Consider the following 17948-nt stretch of genomic DNA (forward strand, 5'->3'; position numbering starts at 1 on the left):
AAGGTAAACGATGGCCTATAATCAGAAAAAAGTTGTTGCTGCTATTCAGGCTTTTGAACGCGGTGAAATTGTTGTGGTTACGGATGATGATGACCGTGAAAATGAAGGTGATTTAATTGTTGCTGCTGTTCATTGTACAGAAGAAAAAATGGCATTTATCATTCGCCATACGTCGGGTATTATTTGTACACCAATGCCAAAAGAAGAAGCACAACGATTTAATCTTGCTCCTATGGTATCGGATAATGATTCGGCGCATCGTACCAAATTTACTGTTACCGTGGATTTTAAACATGGAATAACGACGGGTATTTCAGCATATGATCGTACATTGGCTGTTCGTAATTTGGCTAATCCCAATGCAAGTGCTAACGATTTTGTCCGTCCGGGACATATTTTTCCTTTAATTGCACATGAAGGTGGTGTTCTTATGCGCTCAGGCCATACTGAGGCAGCTGTTGATTTGTGTAAATTGGCTGGTTTGCCACCGGTTGGTGTTATTGGTGAATTAGTCAATGATGATGGTAGTGTTAAACATGGAGATGAAGTTACAAAGTTTGCACAAGATAATCAGTTGCACATCATAACTGTTGCTGATCTTATTGCTTATCGTCAGCGTAAAGAGACACTCATAAAATATGTTGGAGAAATGCATATTGAAACATTTGTAGGTCCAGCTGTAGTCAAAAGTTATCAACTTCCTTGGGAAACAGTTCAGCACGTGGCAATTGTTTTTGGAGATATTCGTGATGGGGAAGATATTCCAGTACGTCTGCATCGCGAAAACATTCTAAAGGATGTTTTTGGTCAGTCACCAGATGTTGAAGTTGTCATGCGGCGCATGGTAGAAAAAGAAAAACGTGGTGTATTTGTTTATTTGCGTGAAGGATCTGTTGGTGTTGGTTCTCAATTAGCTGTTTGTGATCAGAAAATGGCAATGGTAGGTTTAGAAAACCATATACAAGCAATTGAACGTGTAGAAGAATGGCACCAAATTGGTCTAGGAGCGCAAATTTTGAAACATTTAGGGATTAGTTCTGTTATTGTTTACTCTTCTAAAGAGCGTCATTATATCGGTTTAGAAGGTTTTGGAATTCGCATATCTAGAACAGATATCTTGTGAGGGTTATATGAAGAAAGGGATGAAAAAGGGCGACATTGCTGCATTAAGTTTTGAGGAAGCACTGAAACAACTTGAAGTGATTGTTGAAAACTTGGAACGTGGAGATGTTCCTTTAGAACAATCAATTGATATTTATGAGCGTGGTGAAGCTCTTAAAAATCATTGTGATAAACTGTTGAAAATGGCTGAAGCTAAAGTTGAAAAAATCCGGCTTTCAGATACAGGTCATCCAGAAGATTTAGAGCCACTTGATTCTGAATGATATTTAGTAATCGTTTATTGTTATTGATTGTAAAAACAATAATCTTAATTGATTAGAATAACTTATCAGTTTTATTTCTGATGAATGAATGAAAAAGAAGAAAATCTGTAGATAGGCTAAAATAAGTAAAGTATTTCAATGAATAATACATCATATTCTACATACAATAATAGCCGATGTGTGCCTATATAACTATTGTTGGTAAGGTAAGGAGTTTTTTTTGTCTCGGCCATTAACGCCATTACTTGATCGTATTTGTTTCCCACAAGATTTGCGGGTATTTCCTGAGTCTGATTTAGTACAGTTAGCTGATGAATTACGAGCTGAAACAATTGATGCAGTCTCTGTAACAGGTGGTCATCTTGGCGCAGGGCTTGGTGTTGTTGAGCTCACTATTGCGCTGCATTATGTTTTTAATACACCTGACGATAAGATTATTTGGGATGTTGGTCATCAAACTTATCCTCATAAAATTTTGACTGGTCGTAGAGATAAAATTCGTACTCTGCGCCAAGATGGTGGCTTATCAGGTTTCACAAAGCGTTCAGAAAGTGTGTATGACTCATTTGGAGCAGGTCATTCTTCTACTTCTATTTCAGCTGGTCTTGGTATGGCAGTGGCAAGCATGTTAAAGGCAGAAGAAAGACGTAACATCATTTGTGTGATTGGTGATGGTGCTATGTCTGCTGGTATGGCTTATGAGGCGATGAATAATGCTGGTGCTTTGGATGCACGTTTAATTGTTATCCTTAATGATAACGATATGTCTATTGCACCTCCTACTGGTGCTATGAGTGCTTATCTTGCAAGATTAGTTTCTCGTCCTTCTTATCGTAGTTTGCGTGAGCAAGTAAAAATATTAAGCAAGAAGTTACCGAAGTTCTTTTCAGATAAAGCACGGCTTTCAGAAGAGTTTGCACGTGGTTTTTTAGTTGGGGGAAGTTTATTTGAGGAGCTTGGCTTTTATTATGTTGGGCCTATAGATGGCCATAATATGAATCATTTATTGCCTGTTCTAAAGAATGTTCGCGAATATCCCAATGGTCCTGTTTTGGTGCATGTGGTAACCCATAAAGGGAAAGGGTATGCACCTGCAGAGGTGTCATCTGATAAATATCACGGTGTTAATCGTTTTGATGTTGTTACGGGCAAACAGGTTAAAACACAAAGTAAGTTTCTTCCTTATACTAAAGTGTTTTCTAAGGCTTTAATAGAAGAAGCCAGTCATGATGATAAGATTGTCGCTATAACGGCTGCAATGCCAACAGGAACAGGCCTTGATTCTTTTGCTGAAAAATTTCCCGATAGGATGTTTGATGTTGGTATTGCTGAACAACATGCTGTAACTTTTGCTGCGGGTATTGCCTGTGAAGGGTATAAACCTTTTGTTGCAATTTATTCTACCTTTTTACAGCGTGCTTATGATCAGATTATTCATGATGTATCGATTCAAAAGTTACCCGTGCGTTTTGCAATTGACCGCGCAGGTTTTGTTGGCGCGGATGGTGCAACACATGCTGGGAGTTTTGATATTGTTTTTTTGGCAACTCTTCCTGAGTTTGTTGTGATGGCTCCTTCTGATGAAGTTGAACTTATGCATATGGTGCGCACAGCAGCAACTTACGATCAGGGACCTATTTCTTTTCGTTATCCACGTGGTGAAAGTAGTGGTATAGATTTACCACAACGGGGTGAGGTTCTGGAGATTGGTAAAGGGCGAATTTTATGTGAAGGCAGCAAAATAGCTTTAGTTTGTTTTGGAACACGGTTATCTGAAGTGTTAATAGCAGCTAATGAGTTAGCAGCAGAGGGGTTATCAACAACTGTTGCAGATGCACGCTTTGCAAAGCCTTTGGATAAGGATTTAATACTTCGTTTAGCACGTGAGCACGAAGTATTAATCACAATTGAAGAAGGAGCAATGGGTGGATTTGGGGCGCATGTACTGCAGTTTTTGGCACAAGAGGGGCTATTAGAGCACGGTTTAAAGGTTCGCACATTAAAATTTCCTGATGAATATTTAAATCATGGTTCACCAAATAAAGTTCTTTCAAGTATTGGGCTTGATGCAACGGGTATTATTAATACTGTTTTTAATGCTTTGGGACGTGAAATGCCGATAATATCGCAAGTTCAAGTATAACAATAAGGTAGTCGTAAATAGTCTAAAAATTGATGTCCTTTAATTATTTTTACAATGTGTTTACGAATATGTAATGCAAATTGTGTGACAAATGGTTGTTGGGATTGACGGGAAAATACTTTTTCAATTGAAAAGATAATTTCTAATAATACAGAACTTATAGTTCGTTATTCTGTGTAGAGTTATGCTTTACATGCTGGAATTACAATTGATGAATGCATTTAAGTATATTTCTGATTATAGTGAATCAAGTTATGCTATAATATTGGTATATCAGTAGTAATTTTAAGCAAGTTTTCTTAAAATATGAGGATAAATCTATAATTATTTCTTCTGATATTGATCATAAGAGGTTTAATGTACGTTTAATCTAGTACTAGCGTGGATAATATTATGAAAAGGTTTAAATGTAGAGATTTAAGACAGTAATAGTTGTAAAATTAATTGCACTATATAAAATGTCAATTCACGTTTCTTAAGTTTGTATTGCTACTTATTTTAGCTTCTTTCAAGCAGAGAGCCGAGTTATTTTGCCAGTAAAATCTCAATTTGAAATTGATGATAAGGGTGGGGTATTGAAAAATCCATCAATTGTAAGAAACTTTAGAAGTACTTTTTTTGATAAAGTAAATCTTAAAAGGGATAAATAAAAAAGTTTTCTTTCTTCACTCAATTGTAAACGATGATAAGCGTTTAGAATATTGATTATTCGGAGAAAAAAAGAGTGAGTAACAACGTTATAATTGATCATATTGGAGCTGATGGTCATGGTGTAGCAAAAACACCGCATGGCTCTGTTTATATACCTTTTACCTTACCGGGAGAGGTTGTTAAAGTTGCTCTTCATAGAAAATACGGTACATCTATTGCATTAATGAAAAAATCGTTAGAACGCATTGATGCTATTTGTAAACATTTTAAAGAATGTGGAGGGTGTATGCTTCAGCATTGGCATGTTGATGCATATCATTCTTGGAAGCGACAGTTAGTTGTTGATGCACTTAAAAAGTACCGGTTTGATGTAGCTGTTTCTCCTTTAGTAAAGTGTGCACATTATAGCCGCCGGCGAATCATTTTAACAGCGTCCATGACAAAGCAAGGCCATATCGTTGGTTTTAATCGTCATCTTTCACATGATGTTGTGGCTATTGAGGAATGTCCGGTTACTCGGTCACAGATTATATCAAAATTAAATGATATTAGAGCGATATGTGCTCTTTTAGGCAATCATGCCAAGCGATTTCATGTAACAGTAACATCTGTTGATAATGGTTTTGACGTTGCTTTAAGGGGGTGTATCGTACACGATGAGCTTATTCGTCAAAACATGATACATGCAGCTCTTGTACGTGGAATTACGCGCTTATCTATTGAAGGTGAAGTTTTAGTTGAGCAAGAAAAACCGTTGATTTACTTTGGTGATGTTTGTGTTGAACTTCCTTCTGGCGGTTTTCTTCAGGCAACTTCTGAAACAGAGGATATCATCAGTCATATTATTTTAACTCATTTTAAAAAAGCAAAAAGTGCTGTTGATTTATTTTCAGGGGTGGGAACTTTTACTTTACGTATGGCTAAAACAATGAATGTTCATGCAGTAGAAAATGATGAAAGAGCGTTAGCAAATTTAAAGCACGCAGCACGTTTTGCTTCTGGCTTAAAAACAGTCACTTGTGAAAAGCGTGATTTGCTTCGTCGTCCACTTTCTACAAAGGAACTTGAACGTTTTGATAGTGTTGTTTTTGATCCACCACGCGCTGGTGCAAAAGAACAAGTATGTGAATTAGCAAAGACGACAATACCACGTGTGGTAGCTGTTTCATGCAATCCTGTTACATTTGCTCGTGATTTATCCATTCTTGTTACAGGCGGTTATACAGTAGAAAAGGTCATACCGATTGATCAATTTTTGTGGTCGCCTCATGTTGAAATTGTTGCGATTTTAAGCAAATACAAAACAAAAGTGCGCTAAAAAATTTAGCTAAAATAAAAAAGCTGTTTTAAACATATTAAAAAATTTTTTATAAAGCTTAGTTGATTGATGTTATGAAAGTGTTGTTCCACCGATTGTCATATTATTGATTCGTAAGTGGGGCTGTCCCACGCCAACAGGGACATTTTGTCCTGCTTTTCCACACATACCTATACCATTATCCAGTTTACTGTCATTTCCAATCATCGTAATGCGTTTCATGGCATCTGGTCCATTACCAATAAGAGTTGCACCTTTGATTGGAGTTAAGATTTTGCCATTCTCTATTCGATAAGCTTCGGTACATTCAAATACAAATTTTCCAGAAGTAATATCAACTTGCCCTCCACCAAATGAAACGGCATAAATACCACTTTTTAATGAAGATAGAATTTCTTGAGGCGTTTTATCTCCCCCTAGCATAATTGTATTTGTCATCCGTGGTATTGGGGTATGTGCATAAGATTCACGTCGTCCGTTTCCAGTTGGATCAACACCCATGAGCCGAGCATTTAATCTATCTTGCATAAAACCTACGAGTTTGCCGTTTTCAATCAGAATATTATGTCTTGATGGTGTTCCTTCATCATCGACAGTGAGTGATCCACGGCATTGAGGAATTGTGCCATCATCAACAATAGTAACACCTTTTGCAGCAACTTGTTGCCCCAAAAGTCCAGAAAAAGCAGATGTTTTTTTGCGGTTAAAATCGCCTTCCAAACCATGTCCAACAGCTTCATGTAGCATAACACCAGGCCATCCATTAGCTAAAACAACATCAAATGTTCCTGCTGGTGCTTCTTGTGCTTCTAAGTTGACTAAAGCCATACGCAAAGCTTCATCGGCAGCCATTTTCCAATTTTCTTCACTAATGAATTGATTAAATGTTTGTCGTCCACCACATCCATAAAATCCATTTTCACGTCGGTTATTATCAGAAACTACCACAGATATAGTAAGTTTTACGAGGGGGCGAATGTCATGAACGAAGTATCCATCACCACGTAAAATTTCAACATGTTGGAGTGAGCCGGAAAGAGCAACGGTAACTTGATGTAATTTGTTATTTTTTTCACGTAAATATGCGTCAATTTTTTGTAAAAGTGCACTTTTTTCTTTAAATGATGGAGCATCAAGAGGATTATTTGGTTGGTATAATCTTTGCTTTGGTTGTGAGGGAGCTCCACTATAAGATCCTGCATGATTATTATAGGTTACAGCTTTAGCAGCTTCAATAGCGCGTTTAAGGGCAGCGGCTGATAATTCACCGGAGTGAGCGTATCCAGTAGCTTCTTCAGAAACAATGCGTAAACCAAATCCTATATCTTGCTGAAATGACCCATTTTTAAGCTGGCTATTATCAAATAAAAGTGTTTCACTTTCTGTATATTCAAGATAAAGTTCACCATCATCAGCATTATGAAGAGTTTCTTGAACAAGAGACTGTACTTTGGACGAAGAAATATCAAAACGGTCAATCAGTGATTTCATGGTGGTTATCCTATTTGCATTGGTGCCGGCAATGTTCATTTTCTTTATTTAGGAAGGCTCCCAAATTTAAGAAGATTCCCGAAGAGTTATTGGATGCACTGATCATTTAGTATTTGCAAATACTTTTTGTTATTCCGGTAAGTCTACGTAAGCTTCACTCAGTCCACGTAAATCAATAAGACCACCGACTCCTTTCTCAGGAGTTGTAAAGATAAAATAAGTGGCTGTTTTGCCATTTAAAAAGAGTTTTAATACATCTTCTTTAAGGAGAGCTTCAGCAACACAGTTATCGCCCAAACAACGCCGATATTCTATTTTTCCTATATTTTTATCATCGATTTTAATACCAATACCAGAACGCAATTCCACACGAATAGGAACAAAAACTCGCATCAAAGTTTCTTGATTTTTAGGCAATTTATGAAATGTAACCCGAAAGGTAATATCGCGACGCTCTTGTGTGCGCACATCTTGTGTGATTTCACATTGTATATTAGATGTACCTGGTGGTAGTGAGCAAACTTTTGTCCATGCACCATAGGTTTGTGGGGCAGGGACATTTTGTATTTTGGGTACTTGCGCAATAGCATAATTGGTAAAAGAAACGCAAAATATATAAATAATAATGCAAAAGGAGTTTTTTTTAAGAAATTCATAAAGTGTCATGGAAAACCCTGCCCAAATCATTATTATGTTATTGTGCATAGGTTTTTATGAAAAGTAAATCCTTGTCTTAAAAGTGTAACACAAAACCAATTCTTTTCTGGATGTGTTTATGCATATTTCATATAAATGGAACAGAAGTACAAAATAAAAATAATATTTCATGAAAGCTAGAATTTTCTAGCACTATCTTGTGGCATTTAGTAAAGTCTATTTATTTTTTGTTATGCCTTATTTTATATAAAGGATGATATTGATTGGAATTGATGTAAGTATTTCTATCTGTTTTGAAAGTACATATAAATAAGATAGATATTATATGGTCTCGAAAATGCTATAATATTAATGGATCATTTCCATATATTAAATAGTATTTTTTTGTGAGTGATACTGATAGAAAAGGTTCTTTAGTGGAATGTGTATTTTAGAAGAATTATCAGCTAAAAATAGTCAGTCAATTCCGCCGAAAACCAATCTTTATGATTATATTACATTATTGAAACCCCGAGTTATGTCACTTGTTGTGTTTACGGCTCTGGTTGGGCTGATGGTGTCACCTGTTACTGTAAATCCACTTCATGGTGTGTTAGCAATTTTATGTATTGCTGTGGGGGGGGGGGGTGCGGGGGCACTTAATATGTGGTATGATGCTGATATTGATGCAGTAATGAAACGCACGAAAAAGCGCCCTATTCCTACTGGTAAAATTAGCCGTAAGAAAGCATTTGTTTTTGGTTTGGCTCTTTCTGTGCTTTCGGTTTCAGTTATGGGAATTTTTATTAATTGGTTTTCAGCGATTTTTCTTGCTTTCACAATTTTCTTTTATGTTGTTATTTATACGATTTGGTTAAAACGTATAACACCACAAAATATTGTTATTGGTGGTGCAGCTGGAGCTTTTCCACCAATGATTGGGTGGGCAGCTGCGACAGGGGCAATAAGTATTGAAAGTTTCTTATTATTTTTGATTATTTTTATGTGGACTCCACCGCATTTTTGGGCTCTTTCTTTATTTTCATCTATTGATTATGATGCAGCAGGTATTCCTATAATGCCTAATGTACGAGGTGAATATTCAACCAAGAAGCAAATTTTAGTTTATACTGTGATTATGGCGTTATGCGCCGTTGGGCCTTATATTATAGGTCTTGCAGGTGTTACTTATGGTATTTGTTCAGCAATTTTGAGTGTTACTTTTATTTATCTTTCTTATCGTTTATGGAAAGCTGATACACGTGATGAAACCATTTCTATGGCAAAGAAAGTGTTTTTCTTTTCATTATTTTATTTAGCCGCTATATTTGGAATTCTTTTAATTGAAAATCGTATTTTGTATTTTATTATTCCTTTAATGTGATTTAAGCTGAAGAGCAAAAATTAATTCGCATCGATAGAATAATAATGTCCTATAGGTGCAACTCTTTATATAAAAAGGGTGATATTTTAGTTTTTCTCTATACATTTCTTGTATAGTGTCTAACAACAGTGTGTTTGGATACATGGGGAAAGTCATAAAAATGAAGGATGAATTATGTGCTTACTCCCCCCTTTGACAATACGCCTTTGTAGTCCGCGCGGTTTTTGTGCTGGGGTTGATCGTGCTATTCAAATTGTTGTTCTTGCATTAAAAAAATATGGTGCTCCAGTGTATGTTCGTCATGAAATTGTGCATAACCGCTATGTGGTTGAAGGATTACAACAGCGTGGAGCCATTTTTATTGAAGAACTTCATGAAATTCCAGAAGAACATCGCAATCAACCCGTGGTGTTTTCTGCTCATGGTGCGCCAAAATCTGTACCAGAGGAGGCACATCATTATAATTTATTCTATATCGATGCAACATGTCCATTGGTTTCTAAGGTTCATAAGCAAGCGATACGGCATCAACGTTATGGTCGTCATGTCATATTAATTGGTCATTCTGGCCATCCTGAGGTGATAGGAACAATGGGGCAGCTTGAAAAAGGAGCTGTTACATTAATTGAAACAGTAGAAGATGCTTGGCGTTATCAAACAGAAAATCCAAATAAATTGGGATTTGTGACACAAACAACGCTTTCTGTTGAAAATACAGCTGAGATTTTAGATGTTTTGCAGAAACGTTTTCCTGCGTTAGAAACACCGGCTGCCGAGTCAATTTGTTATGCTACGACCAATCGACAAGAAGCTGTTAAGGCAGCGGCGTTGGGGAGTGATTTATTTTTGATTGTTGGTGCACCAAACTCATCTAATTCGCGGCGTTTGGTAGAGGTTGCTGAAAGGTTTGGTGCACAGCGATCTATTTTAGTTCAATGTGCTGATGAAATTGATTTTGATAATTTGGGTGCTCTTTCAGTTGTTAGTCTTTCAGCTGGGGCATCTGCTCCTGAAATTATTGTCGATGAAATTATTACAGCTTTTCATAAGCGTTATAATGTCAAAATAGAATTGGCTGAAACTGCGTTAGAGACAGAGACATTTTTGGTCACTCGCGAGTTGCGTGATGTTGTTTTAACCCCTCAAGATATGGCTTTTGTTAATGGTTATGCTAAAAATACTAACAAATAGAAATTATAATATTACTAGTGCTTAAAACGAAAGCAAAATAATGGCAGTTCATACTGACGTACATCAGAGCGATTTGGAAGAATTTTTAACGCGTTATTCAATAGGTTGTCTTCTATCTTACCAGGGAATAGCAGAAGGTATCGAAAACTCAAATTTTATACTTCATACAACAAAAGGAAGGTTTATTTTAACACTTTATGAAAAACGCGTTTCAAAAAGTGATTTACCCTTTTTTTGTAGTCTTATGCAGCATTTACATCAGCGTGGGATTCCTTGTCCTCAGCCAGTTCTTCAGAATGATGGCGCAATAATTGGTAAGTTAGCAGAGCGCCCTGCTGTTATTGTTACCTTTGTGGAAGGGACATGGGTGCGTAAGCCTAATGTATATCATTGTTGTGAAGTAGGTACTGGTTTGGCACAGTTGCATTTAGCTGGACAAGATTTTGTACCCAACCGCAAAAATACTCTTTCTATTGTAGATTTGAGAGTATTGTGGGCGAGTTGCCAAACAAAAGAAAATACTTTATTGCAAAAATTTGGACAAAAAATTGATACAGAGTTAGCATTTTTAGAAAAAAACTGGCCATTATATTTACCAACAGGCGTTATTCACGCTGATTTATTTAATGATAATGTGTTTTTTTTGGACCATTGTCTTTCTGGTATTATAGATTTCTATTTTGCTTGTAATGATTTTTTTGCTTATGATTTAGCAATTTGTTTGAATGCTTGGTGTTTTGAAAGCGATTATTCTTATAATCTTGTCAAAGCACGTGGATTATTAGAAAGTTATCAAAAAATTAGGCCATTAATACCTTTAGAATTAAACGCGATTCTTTTATTGATACGTGGTGCAGCTTTGCGCTTTTTACTGACACGCCTTTATGATTGGTTTAATACGCCTGCTGGTAGTTTTGTTGTTAAAAAGGATCCGTTGGAATATTGGCATAAACTTAGTTTTTTTAGTAGTGTGGATTCGTTGACTGAATTGGGTTTTTAGATTTTATGTTCAATCGAAAAAAAGTCATTGAAATTTATACAGATGGTGCTTGCTCTGGAAATCCTGGGCCTGGGGGATGGGGGGCAATTTTACGCTGGAATGGTCGTGAACGTGAACTGTATGGTGGAAAAGAATATACAACGAATAATCAAATGGAACTTATGGCAGCAATTTGCGCGTTAAATGCCCTTAAAGAATCTTGTTCAATTGATCTTTATACAGACTCAGTCTATGTGCGCAATGGAATATCTATGTGGCTTAAAGGTTGGAAGAAGAATGATTGGCGCACTACATCGAATGATCCTGTTAAAAATGTGGAATTATGGCAAGCTCTTGATAATGCTTGCTCTCGACATGATGTTAGATGGCATTGGATAAAAGGGCATGCTGGCCACCCAGATAATGAACGCGCAGACGCTCTTGCGCGTAAAGCAATTGCTGAATATCGCAAGAATAGACATTTTTCTACATAATTTATGAGATAGCCTTTCTAATGTATTATGGAATGACAGTGGAATTTGATTGCGTATTTATTATGAATGTTCCACTCAAGGCGTGATTTTGAGAAGAAATTGCATAAAAAATTGTTTGGTTTAGTTCGTCTGGCGTGAAATATATAGGTGCGCTAAAGAGTGTATATTCTTCATGGTCGCTTACTTTTTTTGCTGGTCCAATTTGCATATCTCCTCCATCTAAAAAGAGAGATAAAATTTTGATTTTGCTGTTATTTTGTATTTTTATAAATAAGGTATTTTTATCTTTTTCAGCACTTATTGTAAATTCATTATCCATTGCATGGGGAAGAGCAGCTTGGGCGTGCTTTAATAAAGATGGAGAGAGATGTGTATTTTTCTGAGTGGATGAGGAAAAATCAAAGTCAACAGTAAAAGGGATACAGATTTCATCACACAGTCCAAGAGTTAAAGAGCCACTAAGATTTTCATTTGAATCAGAAACACTAAATGGTAGTACAACTTTATTTTTATAACCTAATGACCAATCATTTTCTGTTTCATAAAGTTGTGGTATGGGATAAAAAATTTCATAAGAGACTTGTTGGTTAAAGTTAAAAAATGGTGCCATACCGGAGTTTCCTGGATTGCGCCAATAGGTTTTCCATTTTGGTTTAAGCATAACTTCAATAAAACCGTTTCTTATTCCAGAAGGGGAAGGTTTGGTGAGTGCCAATCTCACACAGCCACCTTCTGATTCATACCAAGGCGTCGCAAGAAGGTGTGATTCTTGTTCTTTTTGAGCAGCAATGGTGAAATTGGATGAGCTTAAAAGAACGAATGTTAAGCTAAAAATGATTAAAAACTTTTTATAAAAGATATTTGAAATTCTTTGTAAATTTAGAAATATTTGAATTTTTTTCATCTAGTTTTTATTTTCTTCTTGTACTGCCTGAATTGAAGTTTAACATATAGATTATGGAAAATGTCAAATTAATGAAGCAGCGTGATGGATTTTTAAATGGAAAATTGCTCATAGCAATGCCCAGAATGAGAGATAAACGCTTTGTCCGTTCTGTTATTTATGTTTGTGCTCATTCTAATTCTGGTGCTATGGGAATTATTCTCAATCAATTACACAGCATTGATTTTCCTGAGCTTTTACTTCAGCTTGGAGTGATCGAGCAAGCAAAAAAAAGTTATCTTTCTGAATCAATAAAAAAGTTTCCAGTACGCTATGGTGGGCCTGTTGATCCTTCTCGTGGTTTTGTACTTCATTCGGGTGATTACACTTGTGAAGCGACCATTTCTGTTACAGACAAAATTTATCTTACTGCGACTATTGATATATTAAAAGCAATCAGTTGTGAGCAAGGTCCTCAACACGCGTTGATAGCATTGGGTTATGCTGGGTGGAAAGCGGGGCAGCTTGAGACAGAAATTTCTGCGAATGGTTGGTTGATCAGTTCTGCATCGCCTAGTTTTATTTTTGAAAGTGATTTAAGTAATACGTACGATGAAAGTTTTATCCGCATGGGCATTAATCCAACTTATCTCGTTTCTGAAATAGGTCATGCATAAACGTATTTGCTATTTTCTCTGGGTTTTATAAAAGCCTATTAGCCTGATTTATTTTTGTAAGAAAATTGATTTTGAATAAGAATAATTAATTCCTCGGCGGTGATTGGTTTAGTAATAATTGTACTTTGAATATATTTGCAACCTTCTTGACGCAAGAAGAGAGCCACTTTTTCATCTTCAACACCTTCTGCAATAATCTGTAAATTAAGATCAGTAGCCATATTAATAATTGATTTAAGAACAAGCTTTTTCTTAGGTGAATCGAGAGAGACAAATGAGCGGTCTAATTTAACCATGTTAAATGGATAACGAACGAGATAAGCAAGTGATGAATAGCCTGTTCCAAAATGATCTAATGCTAGATTCATTCCTAATGCTTTAATCTGCTCAAGGAAATGAGCTGATTGTTCAGGATTTTTTCTCAAAACAAATTCTGATACCTCTATCATCAAGTGCCCTTTATTAAGTGGATTGCGAAGAAGGGTAGAGCGCAATTGACTTATAAAATTAGGGTGAATCATTTCTGCACTTGGTAAATTGATTGAAATGAAGAAAGGTTGTTGAACGCATTTCTTTTTTATGTTGATAAGATCAGCAATAGCATTATCAATGATAAATTGTGCCAGATCTGTAGTGATCTGTTCGCTTTCTACAATTTTAATGAAATCATTGACATTTAAATTTCCATGACATGGATGATGCCATTCTACGATCGCTTCAAAACCTATAATTTGTCCATCTGATAGATTAAAAATAGGATGGTAGAGAATTTTTATTTCATTATGCTTTATGGCAGAATGAATATCATGTTCAATGTTGTTATGTTTAAGGCCTAAAGTACGAAAATTGGGGCGAAAAGGTACAATATCATTACCACCCATTTGTTTTGCTTTGATCATTGCCAGTTCACTATCATGGAAAATATCTTTAGCATTTAATCTACATTCATTCCATGTAACCAGTCCAATTGATGTTGAAAGCGATATTTCTTGTTCTGCAAGTGAAATAGGCGCTGAAATTGTTTTGTGCAGATGATTTACAAATGCTGCAATTTTTTGTGGTTCAATTTCACTGAGTAAAATAATTGCAAAACGATCTGCAAAAAGACGAGTTAAGGTATCTTGAGTATTAATAAGACGGCTCAAACGTCGTGCAATGATCAAGAGTACAGTATCACCAACAGCTACACCTAACTTGTGATTGATTTGACGGAAATTGTCGAAATCAATCATCAAAACAGTTGGTTTAATTTTTATATTTACTTTAGCAAGAGAGATATAATGCTGTAATCTGTCCAAAAAAATTTGTTTGTTAGGAAGATCAGTTAAGTTGTCATAAATTGCATTATGTAGTAAACGTTCTTCGGCTTTTTTGTGGTTGGTAATATTGATAATGGTTCCAATCACACGGGTAACTTTTCCATCTTTTTTAACAATAGCTGGACTCGCGCGAAGTGAAAACCAATGATAATGACCACCACCGCAAGAAAGTCTAAAAATTTGGTCAATACGCCCTTTTTTCTTTTTAAGAATGATGTTTAGCATGGCGTGAAAGTGTTCACGGTCATCATGATGTAAGGCTGAAATCCAGTCATTCATAGTACCATTAAGTTTGTGTGCTTCAGTACCAAAGAGGGGCGTCATATCTGGATGAACAACAATACGATCACGCTCAACATCCCAATCCCAAATGATATTTCCAGCTCCTTTTGCTGCAAGCGCTTGTTGTTCAAGGTCAGAAAAGATTCCTTCATAGAAAGCATCATGGGAAAAAGTTTGTTGCATAATGGTAAAGCTAATAAGAAGAACAATAAGCACCAACCCTCCTGCTAGAGCTGGCTGAATAATATCATTATCTAAATATCCTTCTATGCAGGCAAAAGCTCCAATAGACCAGAAGCTGATGAGCAACCATGTTGGGATAAGCATAATTGCACGATCATAGCGGCGGATTGAAAAATAACTGATTAAGATAATACCAAGTATAGTGGTAAGACCAAATGATACACGTGCGATACCAGCAGCTCTGGTCGGATCATAAATAGCAAATGTTCCCAAGCCACAAAGAGCTATAATCCATATGATTGCTCCGTAGCTAAAATGATAATGCCAGCGGTTCAGACATAAATAAGTAAAAAGGAAAATGAAAAGTGTTGCTGCAAGTGCAATTTCTGTACTAGCACGCCAAATTGGCTCTATTGTTGGTGTAATTGCAAAGAGTTTATTCAAAAAATTGAAGTCAATACCAATATAGAAAAGAATTGCCCAAGCAACAGCAGCTGTTGCAGGAAAGAGACCTGTTCCACGAACAACGAATAGAACGGTTAGTAAGAGTGCTAAAAGACCCGATATACCAAGGAGGATACCATGATAGAGCGTATAGGAATTGATTGTATCTTTATAAGCTTCAGGTTTCCATAAATAGATTTTGGGCAGATTCGCAGAGTTAAGTTCTGCGACAAATGTAATGACAGCACCAGGGTTGAGTGTAATACGAAAAATATCAGAATTTGTACTAGCTTGACGGTCAAGAGAAAAACCTTCATTTGGAGTGATAGATTGAATACGCGTTGATCCAAGATCTGGCCAAAAAAGACCTGAATTAGCTATACGATAATGAGGTGCAACAATGAGGCGGTCGATTTGTTCATCTGTTGAGTTTGCAAGGGCAAATACTGCCCAGCTTCCAGAAAAATTTTCATTGTTAGCCCGTACTTCAATACGCCATATAATACCATCTGGTCCTGGTGCAGTACTTGTTTGAAAGATGGGATTGTTTGTGTGGTGAATTTCGATTGCTTTTGATAGATCAATAGCCGTATCTTGAGGAGAAATTTTAATTGGTTCAATGGCTTGCGCTGATGTAAGTTGAACAAAAAAGCTAATGATTATAACAATGATAATATTGGTTATCTGATGCAAACTTTTCACAATGTCTCACTCTCAGTATTTTACACTGTTTAATTTTAGATTATATTTTCGGGAAAATACATTCATCTTTTAAGATTTATTTTTATAAGAAGTAGCTATCATTTTCTTTAAAAAAGAATATTTTATACAAAGATAAACCAGATATCTATTCTTATAAACGAGGCTTAAAACTAGTGTTTATGTTTTAAAAAGACAAGCTTAAGCTATGGATTTTCAAGATATTCACTAATATACCTTTGCTTATTGATTTTCTATCACATGAAGCGTTGATTGAGTAGCTTTACACGCTTTTTTAATTCATCTTTCCAAAACTTATTTAATGAGTAAAACTCTTGTGGTGATTTTATAATCAAAAATGCGTAGATGGTGTTAATATTAGCTACTTATATAATCGCTTTATTCATTACAAAGGTGATGAGTTGAAGTTTTGGAAAGGATTCTGTTTAGTTTATTTACGTTCAGAAGGAGCGGTTATATTAGACAAAAGAGTTGATGTTAAATCATCAAAGTTTATAAGCTGACCAACAGGACCAATAGCTGCTAGTGTTGGTTTTGAATTGGTAAAAAGGTGGGTAGCAAGTTCAGTTAGTCGTTTTGGGGTAATAAGCTCTAAACGTTCAATCATTTCAGATATTGGAATTGGTCGATCATAAAGAAGCATTTGGCGGGCAATAAGATGCGCTTGGCTAGATGGGTTTTCTTGTGATATTGTGAAATTGGCACGATATTGTGCCCGCGCTCGTTGAAGTTCGCTTTCGTGAATATTTTTACTCGCTTTAGAAAGTTCACCGAGAATGACAGGCAAAAGTGCTTCTAGCCCTTCTTGTCCGGTAGCAGCATGGATACCAAAAAGTCCAGTATCTGAAAACCCCCAGTGAAAAGAATAAATAGAGTAACATAATCCACGTTTTTCTCTAACTTCTTGAAATAAGCGTGATGACATGCCTCCTCCAAGAATAATTGAAAGAATCTGAGCTGTATAGAAATCACGTGCATGATATGGGCGCCCTTCAAAACCAAGAACAACTTGTGTATCCATTAAATCACGGTATTCACGAAAGTCACCACCGATATAATTGGCAAGGTTGGTAAAAGAGGTTGTTGAATGAGAGCGAAAAGTACTAAGACGGCTTTCAACTTCACGCAAAAAGCTTTCATGATTCACAGCTCCTGCAGCCACTACAATCATGCGATCTGCGCTGTAGTGTTTATTCATAAAACTATGTAAATCAGCAGACGTAAATGATTGGACTGTCTTTGGTGTTCCTAAAATAGAGCGACCAAGAGACTGATGGCGAAAGGCTGTTTCAGTAAAATGATCAAAAACAATATCATCCGGAACATCATAGGTAGCACCAATTTCCTGAATAATCACTTGTTTTTCTCGCTCTAATTCGTTTTCATCAAATTTTGAGCATATCATGATATCAGATAGAATATCGATAGCCAGCGGGATATCGTCTTTAAGTACACGTGCAAAATAGGCAGTTGTTTCAATACTGGTATGGGCATTAATTTCCCCTCCAACATCTTCAATGTCGGCTGCAATTTTAAAGGCTGTACGGTTTTCAGTTCCTTTAAAGGCCATATGTTCAAGGAGATGAGCAATGCCGTGTTGTGTAAAAGTTTCGTTACGTGAGCCAACTTTAACCCATATTCCAAGTGCGACACTGTCAATTTGTTGCATTGTATGCGTGGCAATAGTCAAACCATTACTAAGGCGGCTGATATCTACACCCATGCTTTATGACTCCGTTAAACAAACTACATGCCCAATTATAAGGAC

Annotated in this window: 14 protein-coding genes; 9 read left to right on the plus strand and 5 right to left on the minus strand. The window is 36.2% G+C overall.

Going from position 1 to position 17948, the window contains the following annotated elements; genetic code table 11:
* Positions 1–10 precede the first annotated feature (10 nt).
* The 4 genes from ribB to ME3_RS06065 all read left to right on the plus strand — a co-directional run bounded on the left by ribB (position 11) and on the right by ME3_RS06065 (position 5497).
* Positions 11–1123, plus strand: coding sequence for a 3,4-dihydroxy-2-butanone-4-phosphate synthase (ribB, locus tag ME3_RS06050; protein WP_007478010.1), 1113 nt, complete (start codon positions 11–13; stop codon positions 1121–1123).
* A 7-nt stretch (positions 1124–1130) separates the two neighbouring features.
* Entirely contained in the window at positions 1131–1385 is a 255-nt protein-coding gene (locus ME3_RS06055) for an exodeoxyribonuclease VII small subunit (RefSeq protein ID WP_007478012.1), read from the plus strand.
* 220 nt (positions 1386–1605) lie between these two features.
* Positions 1606–3528, plus strand: a complete 1923-nt coding sequence (gene dxs / locus ME3_RS06060; RefSeq protein ID WP_007478014.1) for a 1-deoxy-D-xylulose-5-phosphate synthase — start codon at positions 1606–1608, stop codon at positions 3526–3528.
* Between the two features lie 724 nt (positions 3529–4252).
* On the plus strand, positions 4253–5497 hold the full coding sequence (locus ME3_RS06065; RefSeq protein ID WP_007478016.1) for a class I SAM-dependent RNA methyltransferase: 1245 nt from the start codon (positions 4253–4255) through the stop codon (positions 5495–5497).
* A gap of 72 nt (positions 5498–5569) precedes the next feature.
* Here the strand turns inward: ME3_RS06065 and tldD are convergent, their stop codons facing one another.
* On the minus strand, positions 5570–6988 hold the full coding sequence (tldD, locus tag ME3_RS06070; protein ID WP_007478018.1) for a metalloprotease TldD: 1419 nt from the start codon (positions 6986–6988) through the stop codon (positions 5570–5572).
* Positions 6989–7117: 129 nt separating this feature from the next.
* Positions 7118–7654, minus strand: a complete 537-nt coding sequence (locus ME3_RS06075; RefSeq protein WP_007478020.1) for an invasion associated locus B family protein — start codon at positions 7652–7654, stop codon at positions 7118–7120.
* 412 nt (positions 7655–8066) lie between these two features.
* Between ME3_RS06075 and cyoE the strand changes: the two genes are divergently transcribed.
* The 4 genes from cyoE (at position 8067) to rnhA (ending at position 11672) form a co-directional block, all read left to right on the plus strand.
* Positions 8067–9008, plus strand: coding sequence for a heme o synthase (gene cyoE, locus ME3_RS06080; RefSeq protein WP_007478021.1), 942 nt, complete (start codon positions 8067–8069; stop codon positions 9006–9008).
* A 174-nt stretch (positions 9009–9182) separates the two neighbouring features.
* Positions 9183–10199, plus strand: a complete 1017-nt coding sequence (gene ispH / locus ME3_RS06085; protein WP_007478022.1) for a 4-hydroxy-3-methylbut-2-enyl diphosphate reductase — start codon at positions 9183–9185, stop codon at positions 10197–10199.
* A 40-nt stretch (positions 10200–10239) separates the two neighbouring features.
* A complete protein-coding gene (locus tag ME3_RS06090) occupies positions 10240–11199 on the plus strand; it encodes a homoserine kinase (RefSeq protein ID WP_007478023.1) in 960 nt (319 codons plus the stop codon).
* Between the two features lie 5 nt (positions 11200–11204).
* Positions 11205–11672, plus strand: coding sequence for a ribonuclease HI (rnhA, locus tag ME3_RS06095; protein ID WP_007478024.1), 468 nt, complete (start codon positions 11205–11207; stop codon positions 11670–11672).
* A gap of 25 nt (positions 11673–11697) precedes the next feature.
* On the opposite strand, the gene ME3_RS06100 is transcribed toward rnhA, so the two are convergent.
* Positions 11698–12576 carry a protein-disulfide reductase DsbD domain-containing protein gene (locus ME3_RS06100; protein ID WP_007478025.1) on the minus strand — a complete coding sequence of 293 codons (879 nt, stop codon included), beginning with the start codon at positions 12574–12576 and terminating at the stop codon, positions 11698–11700.
* Between the two features lie 71 nt (positions 12577–12647).
* Here ME3_RS06100 and ME3_RS06105 point away from each other — a divergent pair, with 71 nt between their 5' ends.
* Positions 12648–13232, plus strand: a complete 585-nt coding sequence (locus tag ME3_RS06105) for a YqgE/AlgH family protein (protein ID WP_039952676.1) — start codon at positions 12648–12650, stop codon at positions 13230–13232.
* A gap of 38 nt (positions 13233–13270) precedes the next feature.
* Here ME3_RS06105 and ME3_RS06110 read toward each other — a convergent pair whose 3' ends face one another.
* Together ME3_RS06110 and ME3_RS06115 are read right to left on the minus strand one after the other, a co-directional pair.
* Positions 13271–16162 carry an EAL domain-containing protein gene (locus ME3_RS06110; protein ID WP_007478027.1) on the minus strand — a complete coding sequence of 964 codons (2892 nt, stop codon included), beginning with the start codon at positions 16160–16162 and terminating at the stop codon, positions 13271–13273.
* A gap of 448 nt (positions 16163–16610) precedes the next feature.
* Entirely contained in the window at positions 16611–17903 is a 1293-nt protein-coding gene (locus ME3_RS06115) for a M16 family metallopeptidase (RefSeq protein ID WP_007478028.1), read from the minus strand.
* Between the last annotated feature and the right edge of the window lie 45 nt (positions 17904–17948).

This window comes from Bartonella melophagi K-2C (assembly GCF_000278255.1).
In the GTDB taxonomy this organism is placed as follows: Bacteria; Pseudomonadota; Alphaproteobacteria; order Rhizobiales; family Rhizobiaceae; genus Bartonella; species Bartonella melophagi.

What these genes read in the sequence shown, in the direction of transcription:
- tldD (WP_007478018.1), bottom strand. Translation starts at nt 6,988, where the DNA reads ATGAAATCACTGATTGACCGTTTTGATATTTCTTCGTCCAAAGTACAG.
- ME3_RS06055 (WP_007478012.1), top strand. Translation starts at nt 1,131, where the DNA reads ATGAAGAAAGGGATGAAAAAGGGCGACATTGCTGCATTAAGTTTTGAG.
- ME3_RS06115 (WP_007478028.1), bottom strand. Translation starts at nt 17,903, where the DNA reads ATGGGTGTAGATATCAGCCGCCTTAGTAATGGTTTGACTATTGCCACG.
- ispH (WP_007478022.1), top strand. Translation starts at nt 9,183, where the DNA reads ATGTGCTTACTCCCCCCTTTGACAATACGCCTTTGTAGTCCGCGCGGT.
- ME3_RS06100 (WP_007478025.1), bottom strand. Translation starts at nt 12,576, where the DNA reads ATGAAAAAAATTCAAATATTTCTAAATTTACAAAGAATTTCAAATATC.
- ribB (WP_007478010.1), top strand. Translation starts at nt 11, where the DNA reads ATGGCCTATAATCAGAAAAAAGTTGTTGCTGCTATTCAGGCTTTTGAA.
- ME3_RS06075 (WP_007478020.1), bottom strand. Translation starts at nt 7,654, where the DNA reads ATGACACTTTATGAATTTCTTAAAAAAAACTCCTTTTGCATTATTATT.
- rnhA (WP_007478024.1), top strand. Translation starts at nt 11,205, where the DNA reads ATGTTCAATCGAAAAAAAGTCATTGAAATTTATACAGATGGTGCTTGC.
- cyoE (WP_007478021.1), top strand. Translation starts at nt 8,067, where the DNA reads ATGTGTATTTTAGAAGAATTATCAGCTAAAAATAGTCAGTCAATTCCG.
- ME3_RS06105 (WP_039952676.1), top strand. Translation starts at nt 12,648, where the DNA reads ATGAAGCAGCGTGATGGATTTTTAAATGGAAAATTGCTCATAGCAATG.
- ME3_RS06090 (WP_007478023.1), top strand. Translation starts at nt 10,240, where the DNA reads ATGGCAGTTCATACTGACGTACATCAGAGCGATTTGGAAGAATTTTTA.